Annotated in this window: 13 protein-coding genes, 2 tRNA genes and 1 other RNA gene; 4 read left to right on the top strand and 12 right to left on the bottom strand. The window is 70.9% G+C overall.

Translation table 11 applies throughout. The annotated features are described in order from the left end of the window. Position 1: 1 nt before the first annotated feature. Entirely contained in the window at positions 2-2,260 is a 2,259-nt protein-coding gene (locus BN1701_RS27865; RefSeq protein ID WP_054053691.1) for a DNA polymerase III subunit gamma and tau, read from the bottom strand. Between the two features lie 76 nt (positions 2,261-2,336). Here BN1701_RS27865 and BN1701_RS27860 point away from each other — a divergent pair, with 76 nt between their 5' ends. After that, positions 2,337-3,332 (top strand): LLM class flavin-dependent oxidoreductase, encoded by a 996-nt coding sequence (locus BN1701_RS27860; protein ID WP_157368257.1) that lies wholly within the window; start codon positions 2,337-2,339, stop codon positions 3,330-3,332. Here BN1701_RS27860 and ffs read toward each other — a convergent pair. Both ffs and BN1701_RS27850 read right to left on the bottom strand, forming a co-directional pair. Beyond that, positions 3,330-3,424, bottom strand: an RNA gene (ffs, locus tag BN1701_RS27855) — signal recognition particle sRNA small type. The two genes, BN1701_RS27860 and ffs, sit on opposite strands and share 3 nt — an antisense overlap. Positions 3,425-3,535: 111 nt before the next feature. Continuing rightward, positions 3,536-3,625 (bottom strand) — tRNA-Ser (locus BN1701_RS27850). A gap of 203 nt (positions 3,626-3,828) precedes the next feature. On the opposite strand from BN1701_RS27850, the gene BN1701_RS27845 reads away from it, so the two are divergent. Next, positions 3,829-4,395 (top strand): LysM peptidoglycan-binding domain-containing protein, encoded by a 567-nt coding sequence (locus tag BN1701_RS27845; RefSeq protein ID WP_054053687.1) that lies wholly within the window; start codon positions 3,829-3,831, stop codon positions 4,393-4,395. 254 nt (positions 4,396-4,649) lie between these two features. Here the strand turns inward: BN1701_RS27845 and BN1701_RS27840 are convergent, their stop codons facing one another. From BN1701_RS27840 to BN1701_RS27805, 9 genes are all read right to left on the bottom strand, one after another. Continuing rightward, positions 4,650-5,771 (bottom strand): DUF2786 domain-containing protein, encoded by a 1,122-nt coding sequence (locus tag BN1701_RS27840; RefSeq protein WP_157368256.1) that lies wholly within the window; start codon positions 5,769-5,771, stop codon positions 4,650-4,652. Positions 5,772-5,851: 80 nt separating this feature from the next. Further along, positions 5,852-6,007 carry a hypothetical protein gene (locus tag BN1701_RS36585; protein WP_172803159.1) on the bottom strand — a complete coding sequence of 52 codons (156 nt, stop codon included), beginning with the start codon at positions 6,005-6,007 and terminating at the stop codon, positions 5,852-5,854. Positions 6,008-6,060: 53 nt separating this feature from the next. Next, positions 6,061-7,476 carry an aminopeptidase P family protein gene (locus BN1701_RS27835; RefSeq protein WP_054053683.1) on the bottom strand — a complete coding sequence of 472 codons (1,416 nt, stop codon included), beginning with the start codon at positions 7,474-7,476 and terminating at the stop codon, positions 6,061-6,063. Between the two features lie 101 nt (positions 7,477-7,577). Further along, complete coding sequence (locus BN1701_RS27830; RefSeq protein ID WP_157368255.1) at positions 7,578-9,998, bottom strand: lamin tail domain-containing protein; 2,421 nt, start codon at positions 9,996-9,998, stop codon at positions 7,578-7,580. An 82-nt stretch (positions 9,999-10,080) separates the two neighbouring features. After that, entirely contained in the window at positions 10,081-10,926 is an 846-nt protein-coding gene (locus BN1701_RS27825; RefSeq protein WP_054053681.1) for a hypothetical protein, read from the bottom strand. A gap of 183 nt (positions 10,927-11,109) precedes the next feature. Then, positions 11,110-11,199, bottom strand: a tRNA-Ser gene (locus BN1701_RS27820). A 101-nt stretch (positions 11,200-11,300) separates the two neighbouring features. Continuing rightward, positions 11,301-11,504, bottom strand: coding sequence for a CsbD family protein (locus BN1701_RS27815; RefSeq protein WP_054053680.1), 204 nt, complete (start codon positions 11,502-11,504; stop codon positions 11,301-11,303). A 95-nt stretch (positions 11,505-11,599) separates the two neighbouring features. Next, on the bottom strand, positions 11,600-12,055 hold the full coding sequence (locus BN1701_RS27810) for a nucleoside deaminase (RefSeq protein WP_054053679.1): 456 nt from the start codon (positions 12,053-12,055) through the stop codon (positions 11,600-11,602). Next, the gene (locus BN1701_RS27805) at positions 12,052-12,537 is read right to left on the bottom strand and encodes a tRNA adenosine deaminase-associated protein (RefSeq protein WP_054053678.1); all 486 of its coding nucleotides are present in this window, start codon (positions 12,535-12,537) and stop codon (positions 12,052-12,054) included. Before BN1701_RS27805 ends, BN1701_RS27810 begins: the two co-directional genes overlap by 4 nt. A 77-nt stretch (positions 12,538-12,614) precedes the next feature. Between BN1701_RS27805 and BN1701_RS27800 the strand changes: the two genes are divergently transcribed. Together BN1701_RS27800 and BN1701_RS27795 are read left to right on the top strand one after the other, a co-directional pair. Continuing rightward, positions 12,615-13,823, top strand: a complete 1,209-nt coding sequence (locus BN1701_RS27800) for a M20 family metallopeptidase (protein WP_054053676.1) — start codon at positions 12,615-12,617, stop codon at positions 13,821-13,823. Between the two features lie 180 nt (positions 13,824-14,003). Then, complete coding sequence (locus BN1701_RS27795) at positions 14,004-14,978, top strand: prephenate dehydrogenase (RefSeq protein ID WP_054053674.1); 975 nt, start codon at positions 14,004-14,006, stop codon at positions 14,976-14,978. Positions 14,979-15,242 lie beyond the last annotated feature (264 nt).

Genomic DNA, 15,242 nt, shown 5'->3' with positions numbered 1-15,242 from the left:
CTCAAGCCTCGAGCGGGCGGGCGCCGAGTTTGTCGGCGAGGAGCTTGAGCATGGTCTCTTCCGGGTCCTGCCGGGACCCCTCGGCACCGGGCTCGGGGGCGCGGGCGGCCTGGGCCATCAGCTCCTCCTCGTCCTCGGGCTCCGGCGGGAGTTCGGGCTCGGGCGGCTCAGGCGGTAAACCATCGCTGGGCGGCCTGCTGTCGAGGACCCGCTTGGGCGGCTCGTAGGTGCGGGTCGGCGCCGCGGCCTTGGCCTGCTGGCGGACTGGGCCGCCGCTACCGGGCGGGGCGTGCACGATCTGCACCCGCCAGGAGCCGCCGACCGCGGATCGGATGGCGGCGGTGATCGGCTCGATGTTGTCCGGCGAGGACAGCCTGCGGGCCAGTGGTTCGGCGGGGTGGCCGATGGTGACCAGGTCGCCGTCGACGGACTGGACGGCGGCCTGGGCGAGCATCGAAGCCCGCACCTTGCCCAGTGCCCGGAGCACCTCGGGCCAGACGTTGCGCATCGCCGTCGCATCCATGGCGCCCGGCGCCGAGGCGGGCCCGGCGTCGGCGGGCTCGGTTTGGCGGGCCGACTCGGCCTGACGAGGCTCGGTCTGACGGGCGACCTCGGGATGGCCAGCGGACTCAGCTTGGCGAGCAGGCTCCGTCTGGCGAGCGGGCTCGGACTGACGGGCCGACTCAGCCTGACGGGCCGACTCAGCCTGGCGGGCGGGCTCAGGCTGGCGGGCGGACCCGGCCTGACGAGCGGGCTCGGCCGCGCGCGTGGTCTGCGCCGCGGTCGGGGTGGGCTCGGCGTCGGCGGTGGGCGCGGTCGGCCGCGTCGGCTGGGGCGCGGCCCGCGCGGACTCGTCGGACCGAGCGGCCACAGTGGACTCTGCCGACGACCGGCGGCGGTACTCGCGCGCCGGGGCGGACTCGGATCGCGCCGCAGCGGACTCAGACCGAGCCGGAGCGGGCTCGGATCGCGCTGGGGACGGCTCGGCCGCGGCCCGCGCGGGCGCGGTGGCCTGCGCGCGGTCGGTCTGTGCGCGGTCGGTCTGTGCGGCCGTCTGCGCTTGGGGAGCGGGGCCGGACCGCACCCCGGCGGCCATCCGCGACTCCATCTGCTCCAACCGCTGCAGCACAGCCGAATCCGCCGCCGCGTCGGTGGGCACCGCGCCCGGCAGCAGCATCCGCGCGCACAGCAGTTCCAGCAGCAGCCTCGGCGCGGTGGCGCCGCGCATGTCGACGAGTCCTGTGTGGACGATCTCGGCGTAGCGGGTGAGGGTGCCCGCGCCAAGGCGCTCGGCCTGGCCGACCATCCGGGTGAGTTCGTCGCCGGGCGCGCTGACCAGGCCGCGGCTCGCCGAGTCGGGGACCGCGCGCAGCAGGACCAGGTCGCGCAGCCGGTCGAGCAGGTCGGAGGCGAAGCGGCGCGGGTCGTGGCCTGCCTCGACCAGCCGGTCGACCGTGCCGTAGACCGCCGCCGCGTCGCCCGCGGCGAGACCGTCGACCATGTCATCGATCAGGGCGACGTCGGTGACCCCGAGCAGCGACACCGCGCGCTCGTAGGTGACGCCTTCCGGTCCCGCGCCAGCGAGGAGCTGGTCGAGGACCGACTGCGTGTCGCGCGCGGAGCCGCCGCCCGCGCGGATGACCAGCGGGAACACCGCCGGTTCGACCGTGGCGTTCTCGGCGGCGCAGTTGCGTTCCAGCAGGTCGCGCATGGCGCCCGGCGGGATCAAACGGAACGGGTAGTGGTGGGTGCGCGAGCGGATGGTGGGCAGCACCTTTTCCGGCTCGGTCGTGGCGAAGATGAAGATCAGGTGCTCCGGCGGCTCCTCAACGATCTTGAGCAGCGCGTTGAAGCCCTGGGTGGTGACCATGTGCGCCTCATCGACGATGAAGACGCGGTAGCGGGACTGGGCGGGCGCGTAGAAGGCCCGGTCACGCAGTTCGCGCGCGTCGTCGACGCCGCCGTGGCTGGCCGCGTCGAGCTCGACGACGTCGACCGTGCCGGGCCCGTTCGGCGCGAGGCCGATGCAGGAGTCGCACACGCCGCACGGCTCGTCGGTGGGGCCTTCGACGCAGTTCAGCGACCGCGCGAGGATGCGCGCGCTGGAGGTCTTGCCGCAGCCGCGCGGCCCGGAGAACAGGTAGGCGTGGTTGACCCGACCGGCGCTCAACGCCGTGCGCAGCGGGTCGGTGACGTGTTCCTGACCGACGACCTCGGCAAAGGTCGCCGGGCGGTATTTGCGGTAGAGGGCGAGCGCCACGCCGCGACCTTACCGGTCAGGCCCGACATCACGTCGGTCGGGAAGCACCGGCCGCCGCGCGGCGTTGCACCACGGCGTGGCCACCTTCGACATCCCGTTCTCCGTGCTGGACCTGGCGCCGGTCGCCAGCGACTCGACCGAGACGATCGCCCTGCGCAACAGCATCGACCTGGCGCGCGAGACCGAGCGCCTCGGCTATCACCGCTACTGGGTCGCCGAGCACCACAACATGCCTGGCATCGCCAGCTCGGCGCCCGCGGTCCTGCTCGCGCACCTGGCCATGGCGACCTCGACGCTGCGGGTCGGGTCCGGCGGGGTGATGCTTCCAAACCACCCGCCGCTGGTGGTGGCCGAGCAGTTCGGCATGTTGGAGGCGCTGCACCCCGGCCGGGTCGACCTGGGGATCGGCCGGGCCCCCGGCACCGACCAGGTGACCGCCCGCGCGCTGCGTCGCTCGACCGGGCCGCTGTCGGCTGACGACTTCCCCGAGCAGCTGGCCGAGCTGGCCAACTACTTCACCGGCCGCGACCGGCGCGGGGTGACCGCCGTGCCCGCGCTGGGCAACCAGCCCGCGCTGTGGCTGCTCGGGTCCAGCAGCTACAGCGCGCAGGTGGCGGGGATGCTCGGGCTGCCGTTCGCCTTCGCCCACCACTTCAGCGCCGAGAACACGTTGCCCGCGCTGGCGCTCTACCGCGAGCGTTTTCGCCCGTCGGAGGTGCTGTCCGAGCCGTACGCGATGGTCGCCGCGTCGGTGATCTGCGCCGATGACGACGCGACCGCCCGTGAAATGGCCCAGCCAGGCGCGCTGCAGTTCCTCCAGCTGCGCAAGGGCACACCAGGGCGGATGCCCACCCCGGCCGAGACCGCGGCGTACCCATACACCGACCTGGACCGACTGATGATCGACGAGCGGCTGGACAGCCAGGTCATCGGCGGACCGGAGACCGTCCGGGCGGGCGTCGCCGACCTGCTGACGGCCACGGCGGCGGACGAGCTGATGATCACCACGAACGTCTACGACCACGCCGACCGGGTGCGCAGCTATGAGCTGCTGGCCAAGACCCGGGCATAAAGGGGACCCCGTGCACCTGCCAGAGCCCGCTTATCCTTGCTGCCTTCCGGCCCTGGGGAGGTTCGCGAGATGAACACCGCACGGGGTCCGAGTTCAGTGTACCGGGGCCGTGGGACACGGGTGTCACCCACCAGGGCAACACTGCTTAGCGCTACTAACGACAGACGCACAGCGGCCCGTGTCCGAGGGACACGGGCCGCTGGTGGCGGAGGATAGGGGATTTGAACCCCTGAGGGCTTTTACACCCAACACGATTTCCAATCGTGCGCACTAGGCCACTATGCGAATCCTCCAACGTCGGAGAGGGTACCGCAGCGGCTTGGACCACCCAAAAGCGGTAGTCAGGGTGGCGGGACGGGCCGCGCGCTGTGTCGCACACGGAACATTCACCGGAAACCCCTCTGCCGGGTGAAAACCTGTCCTGCCGGCAGGCGGGATCGGTGGCGCCGACTTAGCCTCGGGACGCTCATCGGTCTTCCAACGTAAGGACATAGACGTGGCTGACGCACTCGACTCCGGCCTGAGCCTCGCCGTGGGCCAGCAGCTCACCTCGCCGAACGGCAAGCACTCGCTGAAGCTGCAGGCCGACGGCAACCTCGTGCTGTCGACCAACGGCACGGCTGTTTGGGCCTCCGGTACCGACGGCTCCGGCGCCGTGCGTGGAGACATGCAGTCAGACGGCAACTTCGTGCTCTACAAGGACGGCGGCGACGCGGTCTGGGCCACCAAGACCGGCGGCACCGCGGGCGCCAGCCTGATCATCGGCGACGACCGCGGCGTGAGTGTCGTCGGTTCGGACGGCGGATCCCTGTGGACGTCCGGAACGGCCGAGGCCGTCGCCGCGCCGGAACCCGCCCCGGTGCCGGTGCCTACGCCCGCCCCGCAGGCCGCTCCCGCTCCCCCAGCGGCGCAGACCTACACGGTCGTTCCCGGCGACACGCTGTCGGCGATCGCGAAGCGGTTCTACGGTGACGGCAGCCAGTACATGAGGATCGCGCACGCCAGTGGGATCTCGAACCCGGACCTGATCCGCCCGGGACAGGTGCTCACCATTCCGGCATAACGCTCCACTTTGGACAGGCCCCGTCGATTCGGCGGGGCCTGTTTGGCTTGCTACGGCACAGGTTGCGGCCGTGGCGAGCTTGGTGTGCGGGTGCCTGTTTGGGTGGTTCGCCTTGATTTGGGGACCCCTAGAAATGGGCCTGTGCGGGTCAAAAGGCGAGCTCAAGGAACCTCACCCGCACCGCGATTTTAGGCCCATTTCCCCCAAATCAAGGCGAACCACCCAAACAGGCCGTTTTGCTTGGCCCGTTGCGTCTAGCCCGCCGCCACCCGAACCCGTTGCGGAACCAGGTCTGCCCGGTCGGCCGCTGCACGGCCCGCGCTCCACCCCGCCGCGTTGCTCACCGAAGAGTGCCGAGTTCGGACACCAGGGAACATGGCTTCGAATCGGGTGCGCACCGCCGCCTCCCGCCGAGTGAAGACCGGGACCAGACGGGTGTCGACCGAGACCTGGTTGACCACGGTCAGACGCTCGCGAATCCGTTGGGCGTATGCGACCAGGAACGCGTGTCGGTACGCCTTGGATCCGGAACCCGCCAGCGCGTGAGTGGCCTGGACATGTAGTGACCGCGAAAGCAGTGTGGCGAGCTCGATGTCGGTCGAGTGCCCCACAAGGACAACGCACCCGAGCTTCGGATAGAACACCGCCCGACATCGGTTCGCCCCGGCCACCGCGTCGACCAACTGTGCCTTGGGACCTTGGTAAGGCGCCTCGATCCACAGGCGAGCGGCGCCCGCCTCCTGCGGAACCTCATCAACAGCGGCCTGCTCGAAGGCGTACCTGGTCATCAGTTCCTGAGCCTTGGCCGAGAGCGCCTCAGCTTCCTCGGGAAACGGCGTCGACTCCGCCTTCGCCAGCAGACCCCGGACCTTCGCCAACACCCTTTCATCGACGCGGCCCGTGGGTTCCATCGCGACCACCGCGTCCGGAGGTGGCACCAACTCCGGGAGCGGCGGCAACGCGAGCAGGACCGCGAGCAGGTCGATCACCCGGGCGAGCGCGTCGGCCATGGGCAAGCGTTTGCGAGTGGCCCAGGCGGGTAAGTGGGCGCCAGTCCACCAGACGGTGGCGTCGATCTCCGCCAACTGGTCACGCCAGCGGGGATGGACCCGGCCGTATCCCGCGCACTGGGCCGCGATCGCGTCGGTGGCCAGGCCGGACAGGGGGCGAGGGGTGGCGCCGACGACGTCGGTGGGGGCCCAGCCGCGCCGCCAGAGGGACTCGATGGTGTGGGACAGGGCGGCGGCCGCGGCGGCGGGAGCCCGGTCGTGCACACCGATGTCGCGAACGTGTGCTGAGCGAGTCGCCGCGTCGGCCAGGGCGGCCGCGGTCAGGCGGGCCGCCAGGAGTGCGGTCTCTCGATCAGGTGTTCGCATGCGGACATGGTGCACCCCCGGTACGACAAACGCCGGCCACCCCCGCGGGGTGACCGGCGTCCGTCTCGAATAACGAGAGATCAGCCCTCGTCGTCCGGCGCGGCGTGGTCGGCCTTGCCGGGGTTCGGGTCGCGGGACAGATCGATCAGCGGGTGCCGCTGCGCGCCTTCCGGCGCCGCGTGCCTGCCGACCTTGACGTCCGTCTCGGTCTCCCTGCGAGTGTCGTGATCGGACACGACGCCCTCCTTAGCTCCCCTTGACTAACTGCACTCCCAACAAAGGCCAGAGGCTACCCCCGATGGGCGCGCACCCACTCGGAGATGCCGTCGCGGGTGATCGGCAATGCGGCGGAGATCACGTCGGCACCGTCCGAAGTGACCACCAGGTCGTCCTCGATGCGCACGCCGATGCCGCGCAGCTCCGGGGGCACCGTCAGGTCGTTGGGGTGGAAGTACAGTCCGGGCTCGACGGTCAGCGCCATGCCGACCTCCAGCACGCCCTCGTTGTACGCGCCCGCGCTGGAGTTGGCGCAGTCGTGCACGTCGAGGCCGAGGAAGTGGCCGACGCCGCAGGCGATGTAGCGGCGGTGGTGCTGGCCCGCCGGGTCGAGCGACTTGTCGACCGAGCCCGGCAGCAGGCCCCAGTCGTGCAGGCCCTCGGCGAGCACCCGCATGGCCACCTGGTGGAACGCATGGTACTCCCGGCCCGGCCGGACCTCGGCCATCGCGGCCAGGTGCGCCGCGTGGACCAGGTCGTACACCTGGGCCTGAGCGGGGCTGAACTCGCCGGACACCGGGAAGGTGCGGGTGACGTCGGCGGTGTACAGCGTGTCGATCTCGACCCCGGCGTCGAGTAGCAGCACGCCGTCCTCGGCGACCGGGCCGTCGCAGCGGGTCCAGTGCAGCACCGGGGCGTGCTCGCCCGCGGCCACGATCGAGGTGTAGCCGACGCCGTTGCCCAGGGTGCGGGCCCGACGGTCGAAGGTGCCCTGCAGCCAGCGCTCGCCGCCGCCGCGCACCGCCTCCGGCAGTTCCCGGGCCACGTCGGCGAAGCCGATGACCGTCGCGTCGACCGCGGCGCGCAGCTGGCCGATCTCCCACTCGTCCTTGATCCGCCGCAACTCGGACAAGACCGTGCGCAGCTCGCCGCTGTGGGCCCCGACCAGCGCGTCGAGCATCGGTTCGACCCCGCGCGCGGCCAGGACCTGCGGCAGGTTGCCGCGCAGCGCTCTTGGCAGCTCCTCCAGCGGGCGGCAGATGATGCCCAGCGCGTCGGACCACTCGGCCAGGCCGGGCGCGGCACCGATCCACAGCTCGCCGTCGCGGGCGTTGGCGAAGAAATCGGCCTCGGTCGGGCCCGCTGGCTCACGCAGGTGCAGCACGGCGTCGTGGCCGTCGCCGGAGGGGTGCATGACCAGCACGGCGCCCTCGGCGTAGCAGCCGGTGAGCCAGGCGAAGTCGCTGTCGGCGCGGAAGGCGTAGTCGGTGTCGTTGGACCGCACGGGCGCGCGGCCCGCGCCGAGCGCGACGCGCTTGCCGGGGAAGGCGGCCGACAGACGGGCCCGGTGCGCGGCGGCGGCCTTGGCGGCGCCGGGGACGGCCCGGACGCGGCGGTCGGCCGGGCCCCAGTCGTCGCGGATGTAGTCACGGAAACCTTCGGCTTCCACCAACTTCGACGGGTCTCGTCGAGCCGGGCGGTCGCTCATGGCACACCTCTCTCACGTAGGCCTTGCCACCACCAAAGCACAGCGGGCCCACGTCGTGTCGACGCGGGCCCGCTGCCTGTGGATAACTAGTTGTTCTACTGCTACCGGTTCGGCCAGGGGATGCTGGTCGGGACGAAGCGGGTGACCTGCGGATCGTGGTCGCTCGCCTGGTCGGAGAACTCGGCGTTGATGTGCACGATGTCGTAGTCCGGGCGCAGCACGAACGGGCTGACCGTGGTGTGGTCGAGCGCCTGCGCGTTGCCCTGGAAGACATAGCTGTACCGCTCGGTCACGGGCAGCCCGTTGATCAGCGCGCGCAGCACCCCGTCCTCGGTCAGCTTGGCCATCACCGGCGAGAACTGGAAGTCGTTGATGTCGCCAAGGACCACCAGGTTGGCGAACGGGTCGATCCGCACGATCTGGCGGGCGAAGTCGTTCACCAGCGCGGCCTGCTTGAGCCGCTGCACCTCGGAGGTGCGGTTCGGCGGCTGGAAGCGGCCGAACAGCGGCTGGTCGCCACCCTTGGAGTTGAAGTGGTTGGTCACCACATACACGGGGTGACCGCGGAAGGAGAACTCGCCGACCAGCGGCTTACGGCTGTTGAGCCACGCCTCGTCGGCCGGGGCGATCCGCGCGGGTGACGCGGACAGCCTGGCCTGGAACGGGAACCGGCCGCGGCCGACCTGCACCGGGGTCACCGAGTCGCCACCCGGGCGGTCCACAAAGGACACCCGAGCCGGGTTGAACAGGAACGCGACCCGGATGTTGCCGCCCGGCTGGCCACCGTCGGCACCGTTGACCGGGTCGATCTGGCGCCAGTCGTAGCGCGGTCCGCCGAGCGCGACGATGGCGTCGGAGAACTTCTGCAGCGTCTGGTCCGCGGCGACGACGCCGTTGTTCACCGGACCTGAGTTGTCCTGAATCTCCTCCAGCGACAGGATGTCCGGCGTCGACAAGTTGGTGATGACCGCCTGCGCGAGCCGGTCGAACTTGGCCTGCGAGTCCACCGGCGACAGGTTCTCGACGTTGTAGGTCGCCACCGACAGCTCGCCGCCCCGCTCCGCGCGGGTGATCTCGGGCTGGATGCCGCCGGAGACCAGGTTGCCCAGTTCAGTGGCCTGGATGACGTAGCCGCCGAAGCGGCTGAAGTCGACCGGACCCGCGGTGACACCCGCGAGGGTGTCGCCGACGTCGGCCACCGGGAACGGGCGCTGGGCGAACGGGATCAGCGACAGGACCTGGACCCGGCCGCTGTTCTGCTGCTCGTATCCGGTGAGGACGGTCGCGCCGCGCGCCGAGCGGTTCTGGTCGGGCTTGGTGGTCAGGAACAGCTCATTGAACGCCGTGGTCGGGCCGACCACGCGCGCGTCGCTGACCTGCACGCGCATGCCCTCACGCGACTCGAAGAAGTCGAGCGCGGTGGCGGCCGGGTCCAGGGTCAGGCCCTCGATCGACCCGCCGGGGCTGGGCGCGTAGGTGTCCGGGACGGTGGTCGGCGTGAGCGCCTCGGCTGCGGGCAGCGGGTTGCCGCTGGAGCCGACCGTCCACGTGGCGCTGGTCAGCTCGGTGGTGGCGAGCATGACCGACGACGCGGGCGCCGCGTCCGGGTAGAACTCGTCGACCGTACCGACGACGGTGACCGCGTCGCCGACGCCCACGGTCGGCGTGGTGGAGCCGGTGAAGACGAACAGGCCCTCGCTGGTGGCCGGGTTCGCGTCGGGCTGCGGGTCCTGGAACCAGAAGCCGCGGGCCGAGCCGAACGCGCGGATCGCGGTCACGACGCCGGTCGTGCTGACCTTCGTGCCGTCCAAGGTGGACAAGTGCGTCGTGCCCTGGATCTCACTGATCTTGGCCGGGGTCGGCGCGGGACCGCCGCCGCCCGGGGTCTCGCCGAGGGAGTTTGTCGGCGTCGGCGCGCCGATCGCGAAGTCGACCGAGTTGTTGTCGGTGTCGGTCAGCGCGGGGCGGGCGGCCGACGTGGTGTTCGACGTCGCGGGGGTCGCCGTGGTCTCACGGACCACGGCGGCGCCATAGCCGACCAGGTCGCGGACGCGGGTGTCGGCGGCGCAGTCGGCGGCGGTCTTGCAGGTCAGCGGCGTGGTCGTGGTGACCAGCGCGATCGTGCCGCCGGTGGCCGACATCGGGATGGCGCCGGTGGCGTCGGGCGTGGGCAGCGCGACGGTCCCGCCCGCACCGGCCGCCTCGGCGACCAGGTAGCGGCTGTTGGCGCCGAGCGCGCCGGTGAGCGGGGTGACCTGCCACGGACTGGTCGGGCTCGCCGACGCGGGCAGGTACTGCACGCTCCAGCCGGACAGGTCGACCGAGGCCGAGCTCGCGTTGGCGAGCTCGACGAAGTCATTGGTCAGGGTCGCACCGGAATTGCCCCCACCGCCGTACACCTCGGCGATGAGCGCGTCGGCGCTCGGCACGGCCGCGGCGGTCGACGCGGTGGCGGCGACGAAGCCGACTGACAGGACGGCGGCGCTGAACAGCGCTGCCCGGGGGCGCGCGGTTGTTCTCACGGGAAGTCCTCCCTCACTGGACGGTGAGGGAATCCTTCCCCTATCGGGTGAACATGGGAAGTCGGCGAAAGTACTTAAGGGGTCACGCCGCACGACTGACTTTGCCGCGCAGCTCGGTCGTCTGGAGCATCCAGAACACCGCGAACTCCGCGATGAGCAGCGCTTCCAGGACGAACAGCCAGTGGCCGAACCCCAGCCATTTGGACACCAGGCAACCGACCAGCGAAAGTCCCATGGCGAAGGCGACGAGGGAATAGCGGTTGGTGGCCACCTTGGCCGCGGCGGTGTCGCCCTGTTTCTTGGCGAATCCCACGGCGTTCACCATGACCACGCCGATGATGCCCGCGAACAGCGCGATAGCCGAGACGGCGTGGCCGATCCGCTCGAAAGTGTCGCCCCAGAAAAGGAAGAACACGGTGCCCGCGGCCAGCGCGGTCAGCGTCACGGCCACTGAGATCCGGGCGTACTTGCTGAGGGGCCGGTCCGGGTTCTTGCGCAGCCACCGCACCACCATCGCCAGCAACGCGGCACCGAACCCGACGACGAGCAGCGTGAGCACGTTGTTGCTCACCGCGTCTGTCAGCTCTTCCGCCGTCGGGACGTTGCTGACGGCGCAGGTGTTGTCGACCGTCGTGGGCACGAAAGCGACGACAAAGGCCATGAAACCGGAGTAGTCGAGCAGCACGTTCTCGGTGTCGGTGCTGCCCCGGTAGACGATCAGACAGGCGCCGATCGCACACAGGGCTCCGACGAACACCGCACGCGCGGGGGTGAAGTAGTAGGCGCTGATGGAGTGCTGGAGGCAGTCCGGGGCGCTGGCGAAGTACTGGACTATGACGGAGAGGAAGAGCAGGCCGACGAGCAGGACCATCGCCAGGCGCAGGGTCAGATAGGTCTGGTTGACGTTCTCGCTGGTGGTATCGGTCATGGCCCCTCCTCGCGCGATTGATCAAGTAGGCCACGCCCACGAGCGCGTCGAGTAGGGCCCAACGCACCGATCCCGCTGCGCGTTCGGGCAATCATTCGCGCCAGGTGCGTGATCGGGGCGAATGAGACCAGACAGCAGAACGCCCGTTCCCTGAGATCAAGGAACGGGCGTTCTGCCTGAATATGGCGGTGGCGGTGGGATTTGAACCCACGGACGGGGTGAACCGTCACGCGCTTTCGAGGCGCGCTCCTTCGGCCGCTCGGACACGCCACCGCAGAAGAGAGTACAGATCTGGGGGCGGGATCCGCTCGCGGGGGTGGTCATAGCGCCCGCGAGCCCGCCACCGGCCGTGGCGGGCTCGCGAAAGCCGGCCGCTAGCTCAGTTTGTCCTTGGCCTGCCCCAGTGCGTCCTCGGCCTTGTCGCGGACGTCGTGGGCGGCTTCCTTGACCTCGCCCTCGACCTGGTCGGCCCGGCCGGAGTTGGCCAGATCCTCGTTCCCGGTCAGCTCGCCGATCTTCTCCTTGGCATCGCCGATCAGCTGTTCGGCCTTGTCCTTGGCCTTGTCGAAAATGCTCATCGGGGCACTCCTCTCCCTGTCCGAGGGCTCGAAGCCCTCGCTACAGGGGTGTCCTGCGTTCGGCCTAATCCCACATCTTTGTGATGCAGGTCACACTATCGACGGTCAGCGAAAAACTCGTCGAGCAGAGCGGCGCACTCGGCTTCGAGGACACCGCCGACGACCTCGGGGCGGTGGGTCAGCCTGCGGTCGCGCACGACATCCCACAGGGAGCCGACAGCTCCGGTCTTGGGTTCCCACGCGCCGAACACGACGCGGGCGACGCGGGCCAGGACCAAGGCGCCCGCGCACATCGTGCAGGGCTCGACGGTCACCGCGAGGGTGCAGCCGGTGAGCCGCCAGCCGTCGCCCAGACGGGTGGCGGCGGCGCGCAGGGCGAGGATCTCGGCGTGGGCGGTGGGGTCGCCGAGGGCTTCGCGGGCATTGCAGGCCGCGGCGAGCACAGTGCCGTCCGGGCCGGTCACGACCGCGCCGATCGGGATGTCGGCGGTCGCGTCGGCGCGGCGTGCCGCCTCGATCGCGGCGCGCACCAGCTGTTCGTCCGAGGTCACTGCAGGATGGTGTCGAGGTGCTTGGTGAACTCGTCGGCGAAACCGAGGCGCTGGGCGATCATCTGCAGCTGCTCGTCGGGGTACAGGTCGATCTCGTCGATGATCACCTGCATCTCCGGGGCGGGCAGCCCAAGATCGGCGAGGATGTCGAGCGAGCCCTCCGGCCACACCTCGTCCTCGTCCTCCGGCGGGTCGACGCGCAGCAGGTCCAGCGCGTCGGCGGCGATGTCGTAGTCCAGTGCGGCGGCGGAGTCGGACAGCAGCAGGGAGACCCCGCCCGGACTAGGCCTGAGCAGCAGGAAGAACTCGTCGTCGATCGCGAGCAGTCCGAAGACCGCACCCGTCGACCTGGTCTTGCGCAACTCGGTGATGGCCGCGTCCAGCTCCCGCAGCGCGGAGCCGTCCATTGGGTCGCATCGCCATTTGCCGTCCTCACGGACGACCGCAACTCCGAAGCCCGTTACCGGCTCCTGCTCCGACATGGCCCCACCGTATTCCGATCAGCGGTCACCCGGAAGAAGCAGTCCCCCTAACTGGGGGTCAATGACACTATCGAGAGATGAAGACGCAGCCCGACCCGAGGTTCAGCGGCCTGTTCGAAGCCGCAAGGGCGCTCCAGCCCAAGACCGTCGCCCTCCGCCGACAGCTGCACAAACACCCAGAACAGGGGCTCACGCTGCCCCGCACCCAGGCCGCGGTGCTGCACGCGCTCGACGGCCTCGACCTCAAGATCCAGACCGGCACCGCCGTCGGCTCGGTCGTCGCCGTGCTCAGCGGCGCGCGCCCCGGTCCGGCCGTGCTGCTGCGCGGCGACATGGACGCGCTGCCGCTGACCGAGGAGACCGGGCTGGAGTTCGCCTCGGTCGAGGACGGCACCATGCACGCCTGCGGCCACGACACCCACGTCGCGATGCTCGCCTCGGCCGCGCGCCTGCTCCACGACCGGCGCGACGCGCTCTCCGGGCAGGTCGTGTTCATGTTCCAGCCGGGCGAGGAAGGCCACCACGGCGCCCGGTTCATGCTCGACGAAGGCGTGCTCGACGCCGCGGACAATCCGGTGGAGAAGGCGCTGGCGCTGCACATCACGTCCAAGGAGAAGTCCGGGGTGATCCGGTGCAGGCCGGGTCCGATCATGGCGAGCGCGGACTCGTTCCGGGTCGTGGTAACCGGTCGGGGCGGCCACGCGTCCACCCCGGCCGACGCGCTCGACCCGGTGCCCGCGGCGGCGGCGATGGTGGGCGCGCTGCAGACCGCGGTGACCCGACGGGTCAGCGTTTTCGAGCCCGCGGTCGTCACCGTCGCCCGGATCACGGCCGGGACCACGTCCAACATCATCCCGGAGACGGCGCTGCTGGAGGGCACGCTGCGCACGCTGTCCGAGCAGACCCGCAAGACGATGGTCGAGGAGATCGCGAGGGTCTGCGTGAATGTCGGCGCGGCGCACGGGTGCGAGGTCGAAGTCGACATCAAGCCGGGCTACCCGGTGACGGTCAACGACGCGGTCGTCGCGGAGTGGCTGGTGAAGCTGGTGGGCAAGGTCGGCGGGCAGGCCAACATCATGCCCAACCCGCTGATGGGCGCGGAGGACTTCTCCTATGTCCTGCAGCGCGTGCCGGGGGCGATGGCCTTCCTCGGCGCCTGCCCGCCGGGGATGGAACCGGCCGACGCCCCGCCCAACCACTCCAACCGGGTGGTGTTCGACGAGGCCGCGATGGCGCACGGGGTCACCACGTACGCCGCGTTCGCGCTGGCGGTGCTGGGGTCTTAGAGCGCGTCTGGGAACTGGCGTGCGTGAGAGTCGTGATGGAGATGGCTCCTGGCGGTGCGGCCGGATCGGCCGCATACCGGAGTGGTCTGTGGGCGTATCCGGCCGTGCCGCCAGGAGCCATCTCGGCGCGGCTATCGCGTGCGCCAGTTCCCAGACGCGCTCTTAGGGCAGGATGTGTCGATGCGATCGGTGTGCGTGATCGGCCTGGGACTCATCGGCGGCTCGGTACTGCGCGCGGCGGTCGGCGCGGGCCGCCCGGCGTGGGGCGCGACGGCGTCGGAGACCGACGCGGAGGCCGCCGCCGCGTCCGGCTTCGACATCGGGTCAGTGGAGGACGCGCTTCGACGGGCTGGCCGCGAGGACGCGCTGGTGGTCCTCGCGGTGCCGCTGACCGCCGTCGACCAGGTGCTGCGGCGGGTCGCCGAGTTCGCGCCGGAGTGTCTGCTGACCGACGTGGCAGGCGTCAAGGCTCCGGTGGCGGAGGCAGTCGCCCGGTACGCGCCCGCGACCCGGTACGCGGGCGGGCACCCGATGGCGGGCACGTCCGACTCGGGCTGGTCGGCGGGCTCGGCCGAGCTGTTCCAGGGCGCGGCCTGGGTCGTCACCACCGACGACGACACCGACTTCACCGCTTGGCGCGCGGCCGCCGACCTGGCCATGGACTGCGGCGCGCACGTGGTCCCGGTCTCCGCGGGCGAGCACGACGCGGCGGTAGCGCGGATCTCGCACCTGCCACACGTGCTCGCCGCGGTGCTGGCCGCCTGCGGAGTCGACGGTGGCCCGTTGGCGCTGGCCCTGGCGGCGGGCTCCTTCGGCGACGGGACCCGGGTGATGGGCACGCGGCCCGACCTGGTGTTGGCCATGTGCGAGGGAAATCGCGCCGCTCTGCTTGCGGCCGTCGACGAAGCCCTCGGCCGCCTCGGCGCCGCCCGCGGCGCCCTTGCCTCAACCGGCGCGCTGCGTGCGACGGTGCAGGCGGGGCACGACGGTCGGCTGACGCTGGACGCCCACCGGGCGGCTAAGTCGGCGCGGGTACTGGTGGATCTTGAAGGCGGGAACGTGCTGGAGGAACTGTCGGTGATCGGCGCGGACGGCGGCCGGGTGGTCGGGTTCGATGGCACGATGGCCGTGGCCGAGGTCCCGATCTCGGCCTGACAACCCGCGCACTGCCCTAGGCCTGGGGGCGGCGCGAGGTCGTAGACGGGCCTGGTTGGCTGCGACTCGCAGCGCAACCCGGCAGGCGCGAGTCCGATGGGCGCCGGGACTCGGCGTCAAGGTGACCGCGGGCCGGGTGATCGGGTTCGAGAGCACGACGGCTGTGGCCGAAGTCCCGATCTCAGCCCGATGACCGCGAGCGCACAAACCCCACCCGCCCTGGGGGGCGGCCCTTGAACCAGTCTATCCGAGCAGGGCGACAGA

This window comes from Alloactinosynnema sp. L-07 (genome assembly GCF_900070365.1).
GTDB lineage: Bacteria > Actinomycetota > Actinomycetes > Mycobacteriales > Pseudonocardiaceae > Actinokineospora.
This window is presented reverse-complemented; position numbering and strand designations above follow the sequence as displayed.